This window comes from Mycobacterium sp., from assembly GCF_052144515.1.
GTDB lineage: Bacteria > Actinomycetota > Actinomycetes > Mycobacteriales > Mycobacteriaceae > Mycobacterium.
Map to the genome: position 1 here is coordinate 18159 of NZ_JBKQQD010000402.1, position 18672 is coordinate 36830.

The 18672-nt window shown below is 67.8% G+C and carries 15 protein-coding genes; 7 read left to right on the top strand and 8 right to left on the bottom strand.

The window, feature by feature from the left end:
* Positions 1-15: 15 nt before the first annotated feature.
* Both ACLP9N_RS26620 and ACLP9N_RS26625 read right to left on the bottom strand, forming a co-directional pair.
* Positions 16-1095 (bottom strand): S-adenosylmethionine:tRNA ribosyltransferase-isomerase, encoded by a 1080-nt coding sequence (locus tag ACLP9N_RS26620; protein ID WP_442410190.1) that lies wholly within the window; start codon positions 1093-1095, stop codon positions 16-18.
* Positions 1092-1808, bottom strand: coding sequence for an SDR family NAD(P)-dependent oxidoreductase (locus ACLP9N_RS26625; protein WP_442410191.1), 717 nt, complete (start codon positions 1806-1808; stop codon positions 1092-1094). Before ACLP9N_RS26625 ends, ACLP9N_RS26620 begins: the two co-directional genes overlap by 4 nt.
* A 46-nt stretch (positions 1809-1854) precedes the next feature.
* Between ACLP9N_RS26625 and soxR the strand changes: the two genes are divergently transcribed.
* On the top strand, positions 1855-2310 hold the full coding sequence (soxR, locus tag ACLP9N_RS26630; protein WP_442410192.1) for a redox-sensitive transcriptional activator SoxR: 456 nt from the start codon (positions 1855-1857) through the stop codon (positions 2308-2310).
* 54 nt (positions 2311-2364) lie between these two features.
* On the opposite strand, the gene ACLP9N_RS26635 is transcribed toward soxR, so the two are convergent.
* The 4 genes from ACLP9N_RS26635 to ACLP9N_RS26650 form a co-directional block, all read right to left on the bottom strand.
* Positions 2365-2655, bottom strand: coding sequence for a hypothetical protein (locus ACLP9N_RS26635; protein ID WP_442410193.1), 291 nt, complete (start codon positions 2653-2655; stop codon positions 2365-2367).
* 134 nt (positions 2656-2789) lie between these two features.
* Positions 2790-4619 (bottom strand): phosphoenolpyruvate carboxykinase (GTP), encoded by a 1830-nt coding sequence (locus tag ACLP9N_RS26640; RefSeq protein WP_442410194.1) that lies wholly within the window; start codon positions 4617-4619, stop codon positions 2790-2792.
* Positions 4620-4820: 201 nt separating this feature from the next.
* Positions 4821-6326, bottom strand: coding sequence for a hypothetical protein (locus tag ACLP9N_RS26645; RefSeq protein ID WP_442410195.1), 1506 nt, complete (start codon positions 6324-6326; stop codon positions 4821-4823).
* Positions 6323-7297, bottom strand: coding sequence for a hypothetical protein (locus ACLP9N_RS26650; RefSeq protein ID WP_442410196.1), 975 nt, complete (start codon positions 7295-7297; stop codon positions 6323-6325). The genes ACLP9N_RS26645 and ACLP9N_RS26650 overlap by 4 nt, the downstream gene beginning before the upstream one ends.
* A gap of 110 nt (positions 7298-7407) precedes the next feature.
* Between ACLP9N_RS26650 and trmB the strand changes: the two genes are divergently transcribed.
* Genes trmB through ACLP9N_RS26665 form a run of 3 tightly spaced genes read left to right on the top strand, consistent with a single transcriptional unit; the run spans position 7408 to position 11777 of the window.
* Positions 7408-8205: a tRNA (guanosine(46)-N7)-methyltransferase TrmB gene (trmB, locus tag ACLP9N_RS26655; RefSeq protein ID WP_442410197.1), complete on the top strand. Its 798-nt coding sequence runs from the start codon at positions 7408-7410 to the stop codon at positions 8203-8205.
* On the top strand, positions 8202-8903 hold the full coding sequence (locus tag ACLP9N_RS26660; protein ID WP_442410198.1) for an NYN domain-containing protein: 702 nt from the start codon (positions 8202-8204) through the stop codon (positions 8901-8903). The genes trmB and ACLP9N_RS26660 overlap by 4 nt, the downstream gene beginning before the upstream one ends.
* Positions 8904-8951: 48 nt before the next feature.
* Positions 8952-11777 (top strand): MMPL family transporter, encoded by a 2826-nt coding sequence (locus ACLP9N_RS26665; RefSeq protein WP_442410199.1) that lies wholly within the window; start codon positions 8952-8954, stop codon positions 11775-11777.
* A gap of 115 nt (positions 11778-11892) precedes the next feature.
* On the opposite strand, the gene ACLP9N_RS26670 is transcribed toward ACLP9N_RS26665, so the two are convergent.
* Positions 11893-13053, bottom strand: a complete 1161-nt coding sequence (locus tag ACLP9N_RS26670; protein ID WP_442410200.1) for an AI-2E family transporter — start codon at positions 13051-13053, stop codon at positions 11893-11895.
* Positions 13054-13181: 128 nt separating this feature from the next.
* Here ACLP9N_RS26670 and ACLP9N_RS26675 point away from each other — a divergent pair, with 128 nt between their 5' ends.
* Positions 13182-14366 (top strand): lysylphosphatidylglycerol synthase transmembrane domain-containing protein, encoded by a 1185-nt coding sequence (locus ACLP9N_RS26675; protein WP_442410201.1) that lies wholly within the window; start codon positions 13182-13184, stop codon positions 14364-14366.
* On the opposite strand, the gene ACLP9N_RS26680 is transcribed toward ACLP9N_RS26675, so the two are convergent.
* The gene (locus tag ACLP9N_RS26680; RefSeq protein ID WP_442410202.1) at positions 14363-14905 is read right to left on the bottom strand and encodes a hemophore; all 543 of its coding nucleotides are present in this window, start codon (positions 14903-14905) and stop codon (positions 14363-14365) included. The genes ACLP9N_RS26675 and ACLP9N_RS26680 overlap by 4 nt on opposite strands.
* 307 nt (positions 14906-15212) lie before the next feature.
* On the opposite strand from ACLP9N_RS26680, the gene ACLP9N_RS26685 reads away from it, so the two are divergent.
* Complete coding sequence (locus ACLP9N_RS26685) at positions 15213-18167, top strand: MMPL family transporter (RefSeq protein WP_442410203.1); 2955 nt, start codon at positions 15213-15215, stop codon at positions 18165-18167.
* Positions 18164-18664 carry a helix-turn-helix domain-containing protein gene (locus ACLP9N_RS26690; protein ID WP_442410204.1) on the top strand — a complete coding sequence of 167 codons (501 nt, stop codon included), beginning with the start codon at positions 18164-18166 and terminating at the stop codon, positions 18662-18664. Before ACLP9N_RS26685 ends, ACLP9N_RS26690 begins: the two co-directional genes overlap by 4 nt.
* The last annotated feature ends 8 nt before the right edge of the window (positions 18665-18672 follow it).

Here is an 18672-nt window from a genome sequence, read left to right on the forward strand (position 1 = left end):
GGACTTTGACGCCTGTCATGCGGGCAGCAGCAGGGCGCTGTCGCCGAATTCGTGCCACAGGTACCCGTGCTCGACGGCCTCCCGGTACGCCGCGGCCACCAGCTCCGGGCCCGCGACGGCCTCCAGCAGCAACAGGTGCGAGGCGCCGGCATCGTGCCATCCGGTGATCAGACCGTCGACTACGCGGCACGGGCGGCGGCCGGCACCGAGCACCAGACCCGTCCAGCCACCCGCCCGGCGCACGACGCCGTCGGCGTCCTCGATATTCGTGGCCGACTCCAGAGCGCGGGTAACCGTGGTCCCGACCGCGATCACCCGTCGGCCCGCCGCCCGGGTGAGGTTCACGAGCCGCGCGGTGGCGGACGGCACGCCGAACAGCTCCGGCACTGGCGGCTCGCCCGGCCCCGCCGAAGACACCCCGGCGTGCAGCGTGATCGGTGCGATCGCGATGCCGTCGGCCACCAAACTGGTTGCCAGTTCGGTGCTGAACGGTCTTGCCGCACTGGGCATTTCAGCGCTGCCGGGCCTGCGAGCGAACACGGTTTGGTAGTAGCTCAGCGGCCATTGACGCGGCACGTACGAATACCTGATCGGCCGGCCGTAGCGGGCCAGGTACGACAGCACGCTGCCATCCGGGCCTTCCAGAACCACCCGCGCGGTCCACAGCCGCCCGCCGTCGATCCCGGGTTGCGGGTATGACGACCCGATCACGATGGCGCCGCCGTCTACCATGTCGATGCGTTCGCCGGGCCGGATGTCGGTCAAGGGCCCGGTCGCATTCGCCGCCGGGCGCAGTTCCACCACCCAGACCTTTTCGGCGCGCGCGGTGGAGAAATGGATGGCGACCGGGCGCCCCGCACGGTAGCCGTCGACCGCGGCGGGCAGGGTGGCGGAATTGTTCACCACCAGCAGGTCACCCGGTTGCAGATAGTCGCCGAGGTCGGCGAATCGGGCGTGGCTGACGCCGCGCGGCCGGGCGACCAGCAGCTTGACCGCGTCCCGGGCGACGCCGTGGACTTCCGGCGGCTCGGTGGCGTCCGAATCCGGGAGCCGCTGGAAATGCGTGCGCGGGCTCACCAGAGTCGCCGAAGTCATAGCCGCACACCGGATAACCGCAGATCTACGGCCCGGTAGCGACCGGCGGACGGCCGGGCGTCGAGCAGCCGCAGCAGCGCCGGCACGACGGACTCCGGCTCCGCGCGATCGGAGATGTCCTCGCCGGGGAAGGCGGCCTGATGCATTTCGGTCCGCATGTCGCCCGGGTCGAAGGCGTAGACCGGCACGGTGGGCGCCTCGGCGCCCAGCACGGCCGAGAGCTGATCGAGCGCGGCCTTCGACGAGCCATACCCACCCCAGCCCGGATACGGCTCCACGGCCGCGTCGGAGGTGAGGTTGACGATCACCCCGTCGTTGCCGGTCAGCGCCGGCAGCGCAGCCTGGATCAGGGCAAGCGGCGCAAACAGGTTCGTGTCATACACGGCCCACAGTTCACCCGTCAGGTAGTCGGCCAGGGCCGGTTGCGGGCTGGGGCCCAGCCGGCTGGCGTTGTTCACCAGCAGGCGAAGCGGTCCCGCGCCAGTTGCGGCGCCGACCAGGGCGTCGCGATGTGACGCGTCAGTGACGTCGCCGGGCAGCGCGATCAGCCGCGCCGAGTTGAGTTCGCGGGCCGTTGTTTCCAGTTCAAAGGCACGGCGGGCATCTCCGACGACGGTCCAGCCGCGGTCCAGTAGTGCGGCGGTGACCGCTCGGCCGAACCCGCGCGAGGCGCCGGTAACTATTGCCACCGGATCGGTTTCAGGAATCGTCATACGGCCATACTGATAGTTAAAGTTAACTTCAAGTCAAGTGAGTCACATGGATAAACGAGATTTGTTCACCGTGAGCGAGATTGCGAAACGCAGCGGCTTCGCGCCCTCGGCGATCCGGTTCTACGAGGGCCAGGGCCTGATCACGGCGACCCGCACGTCCGGTGGCCAGCGCCGGTTCGAACGCCAGATGCTGCGGCGCCTGGCGTTCATCCGGGCCGCGCGAAACGTCGGGTTGAGCCTGGACGAGGTGGCGGCCGCGCTCGCGCGGCTGCCGGACGGTCGCACCCCTACCCGCGCCGATTGGACCCGGCTGTCGAAGGATTGGCGCGAGCGCCTCGACGATCAGATCGCCGGGCTGACAGCGCTGCGCGACAATTTGGACTCGTGCATCGGCTGCGGCTGCCTGTCGCTGCAGCGCTGCGCCATCTACAACCCGCGAGACACAGCGGCGGGCGGCGGACCGGGCGCGGTCTACCTGCCCGGGTCGTTGCGACGCGAGTGAGGACGGTTATATCGACAGGTGTTAAGCGGGCGGCCTGCTCACCGCCGCCGATGGTCAGCCGTGCGGCGCCTCAGAGATCTTGCTGTCGGGCTTGCCCAGCGTTTGGCACCAGGTCTGCGCCGACAGGCGCGTCGCGTCGATCTGCAAATTGGTCGGGTCGGTGCCGCTCTTGTCCTTGAGCATTTTGCTGATCTCGTCGTTCTGCTTCTTCTGGTCCTGGGTGGTGAAGTCCTTGCACTGCGTGTCGCCGCCGGTGTTGATCACCGATGAGGCTGAGCATCCACTGAACAGAATTCCCACTGCTGCAACCGCGATCGCGATCGCTGCGGGCGTACGTGACTTCATTGTCGGCCTTCCGGGAAGAGGGGTCTGTCAGCTGTCTGTAGACCGAATCGCACCGTGCCAAACACTCTGCCGAGCAGACACAAAATCCCCCGACACCCCGTGCGTGCGGGGGATTTTGCGACTGCTCGCGGTAGCTAGTCGGCCTCGGCCAGCCGCTGCTTGAGCGCCTCGAACTCGTCCTTGACGCCGGTGGGCAGCCTGTCGCCGACGAACTCGAACCACTCCTCGATCAACGGCAGTTCGTTGCGCCACTCGGCGGGGTTGACCGCCAGCGCCGCCGAGACGTCGTCGCTGTCGACGTCGAGCCCGTCCAGGTCCAGGTCTTCGACGGCGGGCACGATACCGATCGGCGTGGTCCGGCCGCCAGCCTTCTGCTCGATGCGGTCGACGATCCACTTCAGCACCCGGCTGTTCTCGCCGAATCCGGGCCACAGGAACTGGCCCTCGTCGCCGCGGCGGAACCAGTTGACGAAGAACACCTTCGGCAACTTGGACTCGTCGGAGTTCTTGCCCAGGTCAAGCCAGTGCTGGAAGTAGTCACCGACGTGGTAGCCCAGGAACGGCAGCATCGCCATCGGGTCGCGCCGCACGGTGCCGACCTTGCCCTCTGCTGCGGCGGTCTGCTCGGAGCCCAGGGTGGCACCGATGAACACGCCGTGTTGCCAGTCCCGCGCCTGAGTCACCAACGGCACCGTGGTCTTGCGTCGGCCGCCGAACAGGATGCCCGAGATCGGCACCCCCTGCGGGTCGTCCCACTCCGGGGCCAGGATGGGGCACTGCGACATCGGCGTGCAGTACCGCGAATTCGGGTGGGCCGGCGCGGTTTCCGTCTCGCGGAAGTACCAGTCGTTGCCCTTCCAGTCGATCAGGTGCTGCGGGTCACCCTCCAGGCCCGCCCACCAAACATCACCGTCGTCGGTCAGCGCGACGTTGGTGAAGACGGTGTTGCCCGCCGCGATGGTGCGCATGGCGTTGGGGTTGGATTTCCAGTTGGTGCCGGGCGCGACGCCGAAGAAACCGAACTCGGGGTTGACCGCGTACAGCCGGCCGTCCTTGCCGAACCGCATCCAGGCGATGTCGTCGCCGAGGGTCTCGGCGCGCCAGCCCGGGATGGTGGGCTGCAGCATCGCGAGGTTGGTCTTGCCGCAGGCCGACGGGAAGGCCGCGGCGAAGTAGTACGCCTTGTTCTCCGGGGAGATCAGCTTGAGGATCAGCATGTGTTCGGCGAGCCAGCCTTCGTCGTGGGCCATCGCCGACGCGATGCGCAACGAATAGCACTTCTTGCCCAGCAGCGCGTTGCCGCCATACCCGGAGCCGTAGCTCCAGATCTCGCGGGTCTCCGGGAAGTGGGTGATGTACTTGGTGTCATTGCACGGCCACGGCACGTCTTTCTGGCCAGGCTCCAGCGGAGCCCCGACCGAGTGCAACGCCTTGACGAAGAAGCCGTCGTCGCCAAGCTTTTCCAGGGCCGCGGTGCCCATCCGCGTCATCACCTTCATCGAGACGACGACGTACTCGGAGTCGGTGATCTCCACACCCAGCTTGGGGTCGTCGGCGCCGAGCGGGCCCATGCAGAACGGCACCACCCACATGGTGCGACCGCGCATGCAGCCGCGGTACAGGTCGGTCATGAGGGACCGCATCTCGGCCGGGTCCATCCAGTTGTTGGTCGGCCCGGCGTCGGTCTCCCGCTCGGAGCAGATGAACGTCCGCGACTCCACCCGCGCCACGTCAGACGGATCGGACAAGGCCAGGTAGGAATTGGGGTGCTTCTTCTCGTTCAGCTTCGTGAAGGTGCCGGCCTCGACAAGCTGCTCGGCGAGCCGTTGCCACTCCTCGTCGGATCCGTCGGCGAAGACAACCCGGTCGGGTTGTGTCAGCTCGGCGACCTCCTGCACCCACGACAGCAGCCCCTGGTGATTTGTGGGCGCGGTGTCCAGACCGGGAATGGTCGCTGAGGTCATCGAACTCTCCTGAATTCTTCTGCGTGCTTGCTGGCGTGCTTACGAGCGTCTTGCGAGCATCTTCGCGTTGCGTTCGGGTTCGGTTACACAACTGTTGACGTAATGCTGCGTTATTTACAGGTTATCGTGATCATCTTGCTAGGGAAGGCCCGGGCGGGTATAAGCCTCCTCACAACAACGATTCAGAAACTTTCGGAAGCGTCACGATTCGTCGCCGTGCGCCCCGTTCTCGGGAAGAGGAATACCCGGATCGCCCAGTTCTGTACGCACAGCGTCGAGCGCGGCCTTTACCGTGGGCATTTGCCGGTCACGCGCGGCCGCGGCCCGCGCCGCGGCGATGGCGTATTCGCGCAGTTCGCTGTCGATCGCACTGACCTGTTCGGCCACCCGCGCGTTCTCGGCCTCGTCGCGTGCGGCCAGCGCGGTGGTCAGCACCGACTCGGCCAGCAGCACCCGAGTGGCGACCGACTCCTCGACCACCGACCGCAGCGACGCCGTCACCTCGCCCACCCAACGGTCCAGCAGCGCGCGGTCCCGCAGCAGCCCGCGCAGGGTGACCACGACGAAGGTGAGCGCGAGTCCGACGGCAACGCACGCCACCGCCCCGGCCACCTCCAGGCCGGTATTGCGGCGAGGGGTCAGACCGGCCAGCATCCGGCTCAGTGTCAGCCCCACGCCCAGCCCGAACCCGGCGCCGAGCAGCAACATCAGCGCGGTTTCCTGCCGCCGCGATTTCAGGGGTGGAGGCGAGACGTCCAAAACTGGGACCACCGGCAGCTGCTCGAGAGGCGGTAGGGCCAGCGGCACGCCCATCACATCGGCGACATCGGCCAGTTGTGTGTCGGTGCCTTCGCTCACCTCGGCGACCACCTGTTCGACCCGCCCGCGGGTAAACCCTTCAAAGCCCCCCATGTCGCGCCGCGACAGCGCGGCGACATCCTCTTGCAGTTCGCCGCGCACCGACGTGCAGCGGTTGCGGGCGAAGTAGGACAACTGGACCCGGGCCTGCTGGATCTGGCCGCGCAGCGTGATGCTCCGCTCGGTTCTCGACTGGCGCCGTTCCCGCAGGGCCGTGCTGCGCGCTTCGCGCAACGCGTCAACCCGGGCCTGCCTGCCGGCCCCCTCGGCGTCGTGATCGAACCTCTGCGCGACCGTCTGCAGCCGGAATTCCCACGCCCGCAACCTGTTTCGCCGCGCGATGTCCGAATCGGCGAGTTGCGCCGAGACGGCCTCGACCAGGTCGTCGACGCGCACCTCCCCCAGCTCGGGCATGGCGGCCGCCCCCACCCAGGGCACCTTGTCGTGGCGCGGCGCGTGCGCCGCCAGTGTGTCGCGGTTGGCGGCCAGCACGTCGCGCCAGGTGTGGTGCACGTCGATCTTGGCCACCACACCGACCACCACGTCGGTGTGTTCGGCGGCGGCGTCGAGCAACGCGCAGTCGGATCCGGTCAAGTGGGCCGCCGCGGACACGACGAAGACCACTGCCAACGGCGCATCCCCTGGTCCCAGGTCGGTCGACTCGACGAACTTGTGCTGCGGCAGCCGTTCGCGCAGCGCCGCGACCACACCGCTCACGCCGGCCATCCACGGCCCGGTCACCAGCACCACGTCGCAAAGGTTGATCGGGGGCGGATCCAGCCGCGGCCCGATCGCGGCCACCAGGGCATCCACCCCGGCGACCGGATCGTCGTGAGCCCCCTCGGTCACGGTGACTCCACGCCGGCGCGTGACCAGAGCCGCAACGATCCCCTGGCGATATCCGCGCCGCAGGCGCGGTGAACATCGCTGACCGGTCCGAGCCCGTAGCGCTGCCAGCGCACCGCCTCGGCCAGGTGCGCCGCGGAATCGTGGCATGAGCCGACTTGCAGTCCGGCGGACTCGGCCAGGTCGACGGCGGCGGCCATCCGGGCGATCACCGTGTCGTCGCGTGCGAGGAACCCGCCGATCTCACCATCGGAGACGGCCAGCGCCTCGAGTTCGGCGACGGCGTCCAGCACCCGCCGGTAGCGCACTTCGGCGCCGACGGCGGCGACCCGGTCCAGGACCGCGTCGACGCCGCTGGCCCGCCGCAGCAGGGCTCGCACCTGCGCGGCCGTCTTGCCCTGCCGGAGCGCGGCCACCGCGACCGCGACGCCGAACAGGCCGAGCGTGTTCAGCAAGCCCAGCCGGACGTCGGCCGGCACCGAAGTAGCCGAAGCATCGGCGGCCAGCGTCCGCAGCGCGGCCCACGACGCGTCATCGAGCACGTCCTCTTGCGCGGCCACGGCAAGCAAACCCATCATCGGCTCCACGGGTACCCTGAGCAGCGCGGAAAAATGCTTGCAGCGCGCCCGCGCGAGCGCCATCGGCCCGTCCCCGGCGAAACCGGCCACATCGGCTTTGTTCAGCACCGCCAGCACCGGACGTTGTGCGGCACGGATAGCCCGGGAGTCCTCGGGCTTGACCACTTCGGCGATGACGTAGACAACTAAGTCCGGCTGGGCTGAGATTACTGACGCGATCGCGGCGTGGTTCAGGGCGCGCGCCACCACGGAGCAACCCACGCCCCGACGTCCGTGCACGGCCACCCGCAGCGGCGCCGCGGCCCGCTCGGCGATCGCCGTCAGCCGCCGGTCGGCGCCCCTGGCGGCAAATCGCGCCAGCTCCCCGACGAACGCCTGGTGGCCCTGTCGCCGCATGCACCGAATGGTGGCACCTGCGTCGCCGAGACGCGAGCCACCGGGTTGTTAGCAGTCAAAGGCAACTGTTGGGTATCAATCTGGATCAGAGGCGGCTACATCGGCGGTTCATGGGCCACCATGGACGGATGCATGCGCAACCCGGAGTGAGGGCACGTCCCGAAACACCGGTGGCGGAGCAGTCCGAGCCGAACAGGCGCCTTCCGGCCACTAGCTTTCGCTCGCGACATTCCGCCCTGTCCGACCTGCAGCGCGACACCTGGGAGCGGCTGTGGCCGGAACTCGGTGTCTCGGTGGTTCCCGAGCCCTCTGGGTCCTCTGCCGAGCCGCTGGACACCGCCCTCGACATCACTGCGTGGTTTGGCCGCCGCGCGCCGGTGGTGCTGGAGATCGGCTGCGGCAACGGCGCGTCGACGCTGGCGATGGCACAGGACGAACCGGACATCGACGTGATCGCGGTGGAAATCTACCGGCGGGGGCTGGCGCAGTTGCTGTGCGCGATCGAGCGTGAACAGGTAGGCAATATCCGGTTGATCCGCGGGAACGGGATCGACGTGCTGGACCGTCTCATCGCGCCGGGTTCGCTGACCGGTGTCCGCGTCTTCTTTCCCGATCCGTGGCCGAAGGCGCGCCACCACAAGCGCCGGTTCCTGCAGCCGGCCACGGTTGACCTGATCACCGACCGGCTACTCCCCGGTGGTGTTCTCCATGCCGCGACGGACCACCCCAGCTACGCCGAGCACATCGCCGCCGTCGGCGACACCGAATCCCGGCTCGCGCGGGTCGTCCGGGTCGACCCCGGCACCGAATCATTACCGATCTCGGTCGTTCGCCCCACCACCAAATACGAGACGAAGGCCCAAGAAGCGGGCAGCGCCGTCACCGAGCTGATCTGGAAAAGACGATGACCATGAGCGTGACAGAAGAAGTGGAAACACACGAACCGTCGGTTGTGTCCGAGAACGGCCTGAGCTTCGCGGCACCGATCCGGCGCGTCCTGCTGGTATGGGACGCTCCCAACCTCGACATGGGTCTGGGCTCCATCCTGGGCCGACGGCCGACGGCCCTGGAGCGCCCGCGTTTCGACGCGCTGGGTCGCTGGCTGCTGGCCCGCACGGCAGACGTCTCGGCCGCGCGTCCCGGCGTCACCATCGAGCCCGAGGCCACCGTGTTCACCAACATCGCGCCGGGCAGCGCCGACATTGTTCGACCGTGGGTGGAGGCGCTGCGTAACGTGGGCTTCGCGGTCTTCGCCAAGCCGAAGATCGACGAGGACAGCGACGTCGACCGCGACATGCTCGAGCACATCGCGCGGCGGCGCACCGACGGGCTCGCGGCACTGGTCGTGGCTTCCGCAGACGGTCAGGCATTCCGCCAGCCGCTGGAAGAGGTGGCCCGCGACGGAACCCCAGTTCAGGTCATCGGATTTCGTGAACACGCGAGTTGGGCACTAGCGTCGGATACCTTGGAGTTCGTCGACCTGGAGGACATCGCGGGTGTTTTCCGGGAGCCGTTGCCGCGAATCGGCCTGGATTCGCTGCCTGAACAAGGGGCGTGGCTGCAGCCGTTCCGGCCGCTGTCGGCGCTGTTGACATCGCGTGTGTGAGACTGGGAAGCACTGCGCGGGTCGCTAGAGATCCAGTAAGGAGCGTACGTGTTCGCCTGGTGGGGTCGAACTGTGTACCGGTACCGGTACATCGTTATCGGGGTCATGGTGGCCCTGTGCCTCGGCGGCGGCCTGTTCGGGATGGACCTGGGTAAACACGTCACGCAGAGCGGTTTCTACGACGACGGCAGCCAATCCGTGAAGGCCTCGATCCTCGGCGACAAGACCTACGGCCGGGACCGCACCGGCCACATCGTAGCCACCTTCACCGCCCCCGACGGCAAGACCGTCGACGACCCCGACTGGCACCAGAAGATCGTCGACGAGCTCAACAATTTCAAGAACGACCATCCCGACCAGGTCCTCGGCTGGGCCGGCTACCTGGCTCTACCGCCTGGCACCGATCCCCCCAACGCCCAGATCAAGGGGATGGCGACCGACGACAAGAAACACACCTTCGTCAGCATCCCGCTGAAGGGCAATGACGACGACACCATCCTCAACAACTACAAGACCATCGCACCGGACCTGCAGAAGCTCGACGGCGGCACCGTTGAACTCGCCGGCCTGGAGCCGATCATGAGCTCGCTGACCGGCACCATCGCCACCGACCAGCGCCGCATGGAGGTTCTCGCGCTGCCGCTGGTGACGGTGGTGCTGTTCCTGGTGTTCGGCGGCGCGATCGCCGCCGGCCTCCCGGTGATGGTGGGTGGATTGAGCATCGCGGGTGCGCTGGGCATCCTGCGTTTCATCGCGCTGTTCGCGCCGGTGCACTTCTTCGCTCAACCCGTCGTGTCGCTGGTCGGTCTGGGCCTGGCCATCGACTACGGGCTTTTCGTGGTGAGCCGGTTCCGTGAGGAGATCGCCGAGGGTTACGACACCGAGGCCGCGGTGCGACGCACGGTCATGACGGCCGGTCGCACGGTGACGTTCTCGGCGGTGTTGATCATCGCCTCGGGCGCCAGCCTGCTGTTGTTGCCGCAGGGCTTCGTCAAGTCGCTGACCTACGCGCTGATCGCGGCGGTCGGGCTCGCTGCGCTGCTGTCGATCACGCTGTTGCCCGCGTGCCTGGGGATTCTTGGCAAGCATGTCGACGCGCTCGGCGTGCGAACGGCGTTCCGGGTGCCGTTCCTGCGCAACTGGAAGGTGTCCCGCGCCTACCTCAATTGGCTCGCCGATCGGCTGCAGAAGACCAAGACCCGCGAAGAGGTCGAGGCCGGTTTCTGGGGCAAACTGGTCACCTGGGTGATGAAACGGCCGCTGGCCTTCGCCATCCCGATCATCATCGGCATGATCCTGCTGGTCATCCCGCTGGGCAATCTGCAGCTCGGTGGCATCAGCGAGAAGTACCTGCCGCCGAACAACCCGGCCCGCGTGGCGCAGGAGCACTTCGACAAGCTCTTCCCGGGATACCGCACCGAGCAGCTGACGCTGGTGATCCAGAGCGACAACCACAGCCCCGTTACCGACCAGCAGGTCGCCGACATCCGCAACAGGGTCTCGAGCATCACCGGGTTCACCAGTAAGCAGTGGGACGAACGGCCGTGCCCGGCCATTGCCGGTAATCCGTGCGTCGCCGGACCCAACGGAACGACTCACCCCGAAGACGCCTCGATCCGGGTGATCGAGAACGGCCTGCTCACCCGCAACGAAGCTGCCAAGAAGATCGACGAGTTGCGCGCCATCACACCGCCTAAAGGTCTAGAGGTCTACGTCGGCGGTACCCCCGCGCTGGAGCAGGACAGCATTCACGCCTTGTTCGACAAGGCCGGGTTGATGCTGGTGGTGCTCATCGGCACGACCATGCTGTTGATGTTCCTGGCGTTCGGGTCGGTGGTGCTGCCCATCAAGGCCGCGGTGATGAGCGCGCTGACGCTGGGCTCCACCATGGGCATTCTGACGTGGATCTTTGTCGACGGACATTTCGCGAAGCAGCTCAATTTCACCCCGACGCCGCTGATGGTGATCATCATCGCGCTGGTCGTCGCCGTCGGCTACGGCCTGGCCACCGACTACGAGGTGTTCCTGGTGTCCCGGATGGTGGAGGCGCGAGCGCGCGGCATGTCCACCGCGGAGGCCATCCGGATCGGCACCGCGACCACCGGGCGCCTGATTACGGCCGCCGCCCTGGTGCTCGCTGTCGTTGCCGGGTCGTTCGTGTTCTCCGACCTGGTGATGATGAAGTACCTGGCGTTCGGTTTGATGGCGGCGCTGCTGCTGGACGCGACCGTGGTGCGGATGTTCCTGGTGCCCTCGGTGATGAAGCTGCTCGGCGACGACTGCTGGTGGGCTCCACGCTGGGCGCGGCGCCTGCAGAACCGCCTCGGGCTGGGCGAGATCGACCTGCCCGACGAGCACAAGCGGCCCAGCGTCAACGGGCGTGCCGCGCGGCCTCCGGTCAAGGCGGCCAGCCTGGCTGCCGCAGCACCGCGTCCGCCGCACGACCCCACCCATCCCGCCCCGGCGCCGCGCCCGGCCGAGCTTCCCTCCGGCGCGAGCACCACACAGCTGAATACCAGGCCCAGCCAGCCGACCCAGCCAACAGAAGAAGCCAGCACTACCCGCCTGTCGGTGCCCGGCCAGCCTGATAGCGCGCCCGCACCACCGCCGCTGGCACCGACGCGGGCGGCGCCGGTTGCGGGGCCCGTTTCGGGGCCGGTTCCGGGCGAGAATGCGAGCGACCCGGCCGACCCCACCGCCGCCCTGCCGATCACGCGGCCCGAGACCAACGACTCCGAGGCGGCCACCGAGAAGATGAACGCCCGCGGCCAGGCGAATCAGAGCGATAACGGCGACGAGCCGCGCCCGCGCCGCCGCGGTGGCGGCGGGGGCCTCAGTGCCGCGGATTTGCTGCGCCGCGAGGGACGGTTATAGCGTCGGCAACCTGACCGTGACGGGTAAATCACATCGGCCACATGCGTATCCCAGGAGGAGGGCACAAAGCGTGTCTTCTTCCCGAGAGACGCAAGTGGCAGATGTGACCTGACAGTTACTCGGCGCTGTCGGGCTGGGCCGCGACGATGCCGCCGGCCCTGGCGTCACCGTCCTCGGCCTGTTTGTCCGCTTCGGCGGAGGGATCGCGGGCCAGCAAAACCTGCACCGCGTTGTTGAGAAACGCGACCGTCGGAACCGCGAGCAGCGCGCCGACGATCCCCGCGAGCACGCCGCCGGTGGAAATGGCAAGCACCACCGCCAGCGGGTGAATCGAGACCGCGCGCCCCATCACCAGCGGCTGCAGCAAATGCGCCTCAATTTGATTGATCACCACTAGCAAACCGAGCGTGGCCAGCGCATAAACGATGCCTTTGGCGAGCAGGGCGACCACCACGGCCAGAAAGCCGGCGATCACCGCACCAACCAGGGGGATGAACGCGCCGAGAAACACCAGCGAAGCCAGCGGCAGCGCGAGCGGCACACCCATGATCGCCAACCCGGCGCCCACCCCGGCCGCATCGGTCAGCGCCACCAGGAACGTCGCCCGCACGTACCCGATCAGCGACCCATATCCGGCACGGCCCGCCTCGGCCACCCTGTCCCGCACACCGGCCGGGAAGATCTTGGTGACGTACTGCCAGATGTTGCGGCCGCCATACAGGAAGAAAATGAGCGTGAACAGCACCAACACCGCAGCGGTGACCAGCTCGGTGACGGTGGCCGCGGTGGACAGCGCGCCGCTGGTCAACTTCGCTTGGTTGTTGTGCAGCGCCTGGATCGCCGAGTTGCCCGCATTGTCGATCTGTTCGCCGCGCAGATGTGCGGGCCCCTCGATCAGCCACCTGCGGGTGGAGTCGATGCTGCGCTCCACCTGCTTGGTCAAGTCGGGCACACCGTAGACGAACTGGGTAATGACGAACGCCAGGATGCCGCCCAGGACCGCGAATCCGCCCAGCAAGACCAGCGTCACCGCGCCACCGCGTGGCAGCCCCCGCCGGTCCAGCGAGTCCACCGGCGGCACCAGCAACGCGCTGATCATCAACGCCAGCAACACCGAGACGACGATCACTTCGAGTTTTTCCACGACCCACAACACGGCGACCACCGCGGCCAAAATGACCAGCAAACGCCATGCCCAGGCCGCGGCTTTGCGGACCAGGGGTTCGACTGACGCAGCGTCTGAGGCTTCTGAGGTGTTGCCCACGTTTGCCGGCATTCAGCAAGCCTAACCGGCGGTCCGGGCGGGCCCGGGCGCGTAACAGCTGGCACGATCCGGTTACGACGACGACACAGTCTCCGTTGCGCAGCGATCGGTGCGCCACCTGCGCGGTTACCCTAAATCACGTGTCGCACGACGCCACCGCCCGCAAGCTGGTCAGCCAGCGCGACACCGCACCGCGCGGCAAATACTGGTGGGTGCGCTGGGCGGTGCTCGGCGTCGTCGCCGTCGTGCTGGCCGTCGAGATCGCCCTGGGGTGGGATCAGCTGGCCAAGGCGTGGAAGAGCCTGTTCGAGGCGAACTGGTGGTGGCTGCTGGCTGCGGTGGCAGCCGCGGTCGCGTCGATGCACAGTTTCGCCCAGATCCAGCGCACCCTGCTGGCATCCGCCGGGGTGCACGTCAAGCAGCTGCGCTCGGAAGCCGCGTTCTACGCGGCCAACTCGCTGAGCACCACACTGCCGGGCGGGCCGGTGCTCTCGGCCACGTTTCTGCTGCGTCAGCAACGCATCTGGGGCGCCTCGACGGTGGTGGCGTCGTGGCAGCTGGTGATGTCGGGGGTGCTGCAGGCGGTGGGCCTGGCGGTGCTCGGGCTGGGTGGCGCCTTTTTCCTGGGCGCCAAGAACAACCCGTTCTCGCTGCTGTTCACCCTGGGCGGTTTCGTCGCGTTGCTGCTGCTGGCCCAGGCGGTGGCGTCGCGCCCGGAGCTGATCGAGGGAATCGGCAGCCGGGTCTTGGCGTGGGTCAACTCGGTTCGGGGCCGGCCCGCGGACACCGGAGTGGAGAAGTGGCGCGAGACGCTCATGCAGCTGGAATCGGTGAGCCTGGGCCGACGCGACCTGGGGGTGGCGTTCAGCTGGTCTCTGTTCAACTGGATCGCCGACGTCGCCTGCCTGGGCTTTGCCGCCTACGCGGCCGGCGACCACGCCTCGGTCGCCGGGTTGACCGTCGCCTACGCGGCCGCTCGCGCGGTCGGCACGATACCGCTGATGCCGGGTGGGCTGCTGATCGTCGAGGCAGTGCTGGTCCCCGGCCTGGTGTCCAGTGGGATGTCGCTGCCCAGTGCCATCTCGGCGATGCTGATCTACCGGCTGATCAGCTGGCTATTCATCGCCGCCGTCGGCTGGGTGGTGTTCTTCTTCGTGTTCCGCACCGAGAAAACCGACGACTCCGACGACGACTCACCCACCGGGCCACTGCCCGCTTTCAAGGCTCCGCTGGACTGGAACGACCCTTCCGATGCCGCGCTGCAGGGCCCGCTACCTCCACTTGATCGGAAGCCCGAGCGAGCTACCGGAAGCGACCCCCGTTAGCCGACGGCGTTACCCCGCGAGGGTCCCGGAAGTGTGCCGCCTGTCGAGGGTGGGACCGGCCCGGCGGGCGGCGTCCCGGCCCCAGCCCCACCACCGGGCAGAGCGGGCAGCCCACCCGGCAGCCCGCCGGCGCCCTGCGCCTGCTGCATGAGGCCCATGGCCTGCGGGACCGTGATCGGCAGCTTGCACTGCGTCGACAGCCCGGTCAGCGGCTGCGCAATGGACGTCATGTCCATGGCCACCTTCGGGTTGGCTTCGAAATAGGACTTCAGCGAGGTCACCGATTGCGGGCCCGCCTGCTGCTGCAGCATCGTCGTCATCGCCTGGTTGGTCTCCGGATGGGAGTCCAGGTAGTCGCCCATCGACTTGGCGACCGAACCGATCGTCCGTGCGACCTCGCTGGCCGCGCACGGGTCGGTCGCACCGGTGGCCGCAGGTCCTGCCAAGACGGCCCCGGTGATAGCGGCCGCGCTCGGCAATGCGGCTCCGATCAGTCCTGCGACGAGCATCCGGCGCCTGGTCGCATTGCCAAATTTCATGGGTAACTCCTCACAGTTGCGAAGGCCTGCCGGCGGCGATCCACTCGCTTGCGTCCCCCGACGCCCACACGGCCATCCGACATCCTGCCATCCGGCGCGAGACGGGTGCCAACTCGTGTGACCAACGCCGCTCAGCGGCAGGGCGGGTCCAGGTTCACAAACGTCTTCACAACGACTTTGTAGCGTCTTCGCAGCACCCCCGTCGCCGCAGCTCAGCACCCGATAAGCTGACTTTATTCACAGGGCGTTGCGGTACGCTCGCCTGCACGCATGCGCGACACCCGGGGAGACCAAAATCCAGCAGTTCATGATGCGCCTAAGCCGCAACCTGCGCAGGTTCCGCTGGTTGGTCTTCACAGGCTGGCTACTCGCGCTGGTTCCGGCAATCTATATAGTGCTGACGCAGTCCGGGCATCTCACCGGCGGCGGTTTCGACGTGGCCGGGTCGCAGTCGCTGCTCGTTCACGATCAACTCGAAGCTCAATACCACGACCAGGGAGCCTCCTCGTTGGCGCTGGTCGCAGCGCCCCGCGCGGACGCCAGCTACCAGGACATGAACGACGCCGTCGCGCAGCTGCGACGGACCGCCGCTGAGTTCCCCGGTGTAACCGAGGTCCCCAACCCCACCCAACGACCACCGCAACCCGACCGGCCGTACGTGGTGTCATTGCGACTGGACTCCCGCAACACCAGCGATGTCGCCAGGAAGCTCCGCGAAAAGGTGGGCATCCACGGCGACCAATCCGGGCAGACCGCGAACGGCCATGTGCGGCTCTATGTCATCGGGCAGGGCGCGCTGTCCGCCGCCGCGGCGGCGAACACCAAGCACGACATCGCCGCGGCCGAGCAATGGAACCTGCCGATCATCCTGATCGTGTTGCTCGCGGTGTTCGGTTCGCTGGCCGCCGCGGCGATCCCGCTGGCGCTCGGCATCTGCACGGTCGTTCTCACCCTGGGCCTGGTCTATCTGCTGTCGACGCACGTGACCATGTCGGTGTTCGTTACCTCGACGGTGTCCATGTTCGGCATCGCGCTCGCCGTCGACTATTCGCTGTTCATCCTGATGCGGTTCCGTGAGGAGCTGCGCGCCGGCCGTCAGCCCACCGAAGCGGTGGACGCGGCGATGGCCACTTCCGGGCTTGCGGTGGTGTTGTCCGGGATGACCGTCGTCGCCTCGCTCACCGGGATCTATCTGATCAACACCCCGGCGCTGAAGTCGATGGCCACCGGGGCGATTCTGGCCGTCGCGGTCGCGATGCTGACGGCGGCCACCCTGACTCCGGCGGTATTGGCGACGTTCGGCCGGTCAGCCGCCAAGAGGTCGGCGCTGCTGCACTGGTCCCGCCAGCCGGAGAGCACCCAGTCGCGGTTCTGGACGCGTTGGGTTGGTTGGGTGATGCGGCGGCCGTGGATGTCGGCGGTGGCGGCGTCGGCCGTGCTGCTCGTCATGGCGGTACCGGCGACGTCGATGGTGCTGGGCAACAGCTTGCTGCGTCAGTTCGACTCCTCGCACGAGATCCGTGCCGGGGTGGCCGCGGCGGCCCAGGCGCTGGGGCCGGGCGCGCTGGGCCCGGTGCAGGTGCTGGTCACGTTTCCCGACGGCGGGGCGTCCACGCCCGACCACGCCGAGACGCTCGCCGCGATCCGCCAGCGGATGGCACAGGCTCCCCACGTCGCCTCGGTGGGACCACCGCAGTTCGCCGACGACAACGGCAGCGCGCTGCTGTCCGCAGTGTTGTCGATCGACCCCGAAGACCTGACCGCCCGCAAGACCATCGACTGGATGCGCACGGAGCTACCCGAGGTTCCGGTTAGTGCCACGGGGCAAGCGACCCAAGTGGACGTCGGCGGCCCGACGGCGCTGATCAAGGATTTCGACGAGCGGGTCTCGACGACCGAGCCGCTGGTGTTGGCATTCGTCGCCCTGATCGCCTTCGTGATGCTGCTGATCTCGATCCACTCGGTGTTCCTGGCGTTCAAGGGCGTCCTGATGACGTTGCTTTCGGTGGCCGCCGCCTACGGCAGCCTGGTGATGGTGTTCCAATGGGGCTGGCTGGACAAGCTCGGGTTGCTCAGTTTTCCGGAGCTCGGCTCGATCGACAGCATCGTTCCCCCGCTGGTGCTGGCGATGACCTTCGGGCTGTCGATGGACTACGAGATCTTTCTGCTCACCCGCATCCGGGAACGCTTCGTGCAGTCCGAGCTGACCCGCGACGCGGTGGCGTATGGCGTGAGCACCAGCGCGCGCACCATCACCAGCGCCGCGCTGATCATGATCGCGGTGTTCATCGGCTTCGCGTTCGCCGGGATGCCGCTGGTCGCCGAGATCGGCGTGGCCTGCGCCGTCGCGATCGCGGTGGACGCCACCGTGGTGCGGCTGGTCTTGGTGCCGGCGCTGATGGCCATGTTCGCTCAGTGGAACTGGTGGCTGCCCCGCTGGATGTCCCGCGTTTTGCCGTCGGTCGACTTCGACCGGCCGCTGCCCGAGGTCGACCTCGGTGACATCCTGGTCATCCCCGACGACATCTCGGCCCTGATAGCGCCCAATGCGGACCTGCGGATGGTGCTCAAGTCGGCCGCGAAGCTCAAGCACCTGGCACCCGACACCGTGTGCGTGGCCGACCCACTCGCCTTCACCGGCTGCGGGCGCAGCTGCACGGAGCTCGAACCGGAGACGGCCGGCGAAGAAACTCCGAGCACCAACGGTCAGACCGGGGCCCGCAAGCTCGTCGCGCGCGCTATTACCCGGGGCGATAGGCCGGTGCATCCGGTCACGCTGTGGCGCAGGCGGCTCTCGGTCGCCATCGACGCGCTGGAGACCAAAGCCGCCACCACCGACAAAGGCGCCCGCCAGTCCTACCAGCGGCGCAGCCCGGTGGAGACCACCCATGTCCAATTGCCCACCGGCGACCGGCTGCTGATCCCGACGGGAGCCGAAGCGCTGCGCCTCAAGGGCTACCTGATCATGTGCCGTAACAGCCGGCGCGACTACACCGAATTCGCTGACATGGTCGACGCGATAGAACCCGAGACCGCCGCCATCGTGTTGGCCGGAATGGATAGCTATTACTGTCGTCAACCAGCCGAGCGGCTCCCCCAACAACACTGGATGGCGACCCAGTTGGTCCGTCGGCTTGCGGATCCGGATCCGTCTGACATCGCTAAAACCCAGTTGTCGGAAGCGGATGCCAGGGCAGACTGGGAGGACGTCCGGCAGCGCTGCCTGTCGGTGGCGGTAGCGATGCTGGAGGAGGCGAAGTGACGTTGGCGGCCGCCCGCAGCGAACCAAGTCCCGCACCGCCGCCGCAGCGGCCCCCCGGGGACCAGCAGCCCGTGGAGTTCTGGTCCACCGCCGCCATCCGTTCGGCGCTGCAAAGCGGCGACATCGCCACCTGGAAGCGGATTGCCGCCGCACTCAAACGTGACCCGTACGGGCGCACGGCACGCCAGATCGAAGAAGTCCTCAAGGGCACGCGACCGTCTGGCATCGCCAAGGCGCTGTGGGAGGTGCTGGAGCGCGCCCGCGCCCACCTGGAAGCCAACGAACGCGCCGAGGTGGCCCGCCACGTGCGGCTGCTCATGGACCGTTCCGGTCTGGGGCAAGCGGAGTTCGCGTCCCGGATCGGGGTCGCACCCGAGGAGCTGGCCGCTTACGTCGACGGCAGCGCCAGCCCGTCGGCTTCCCTGATGATCCGGATGCGACGGTTGTCGGACCGGTTCGTCAAGGTGAAGGCCGAACGTTCGGCCGAGCCCAACTGACCTGTCAG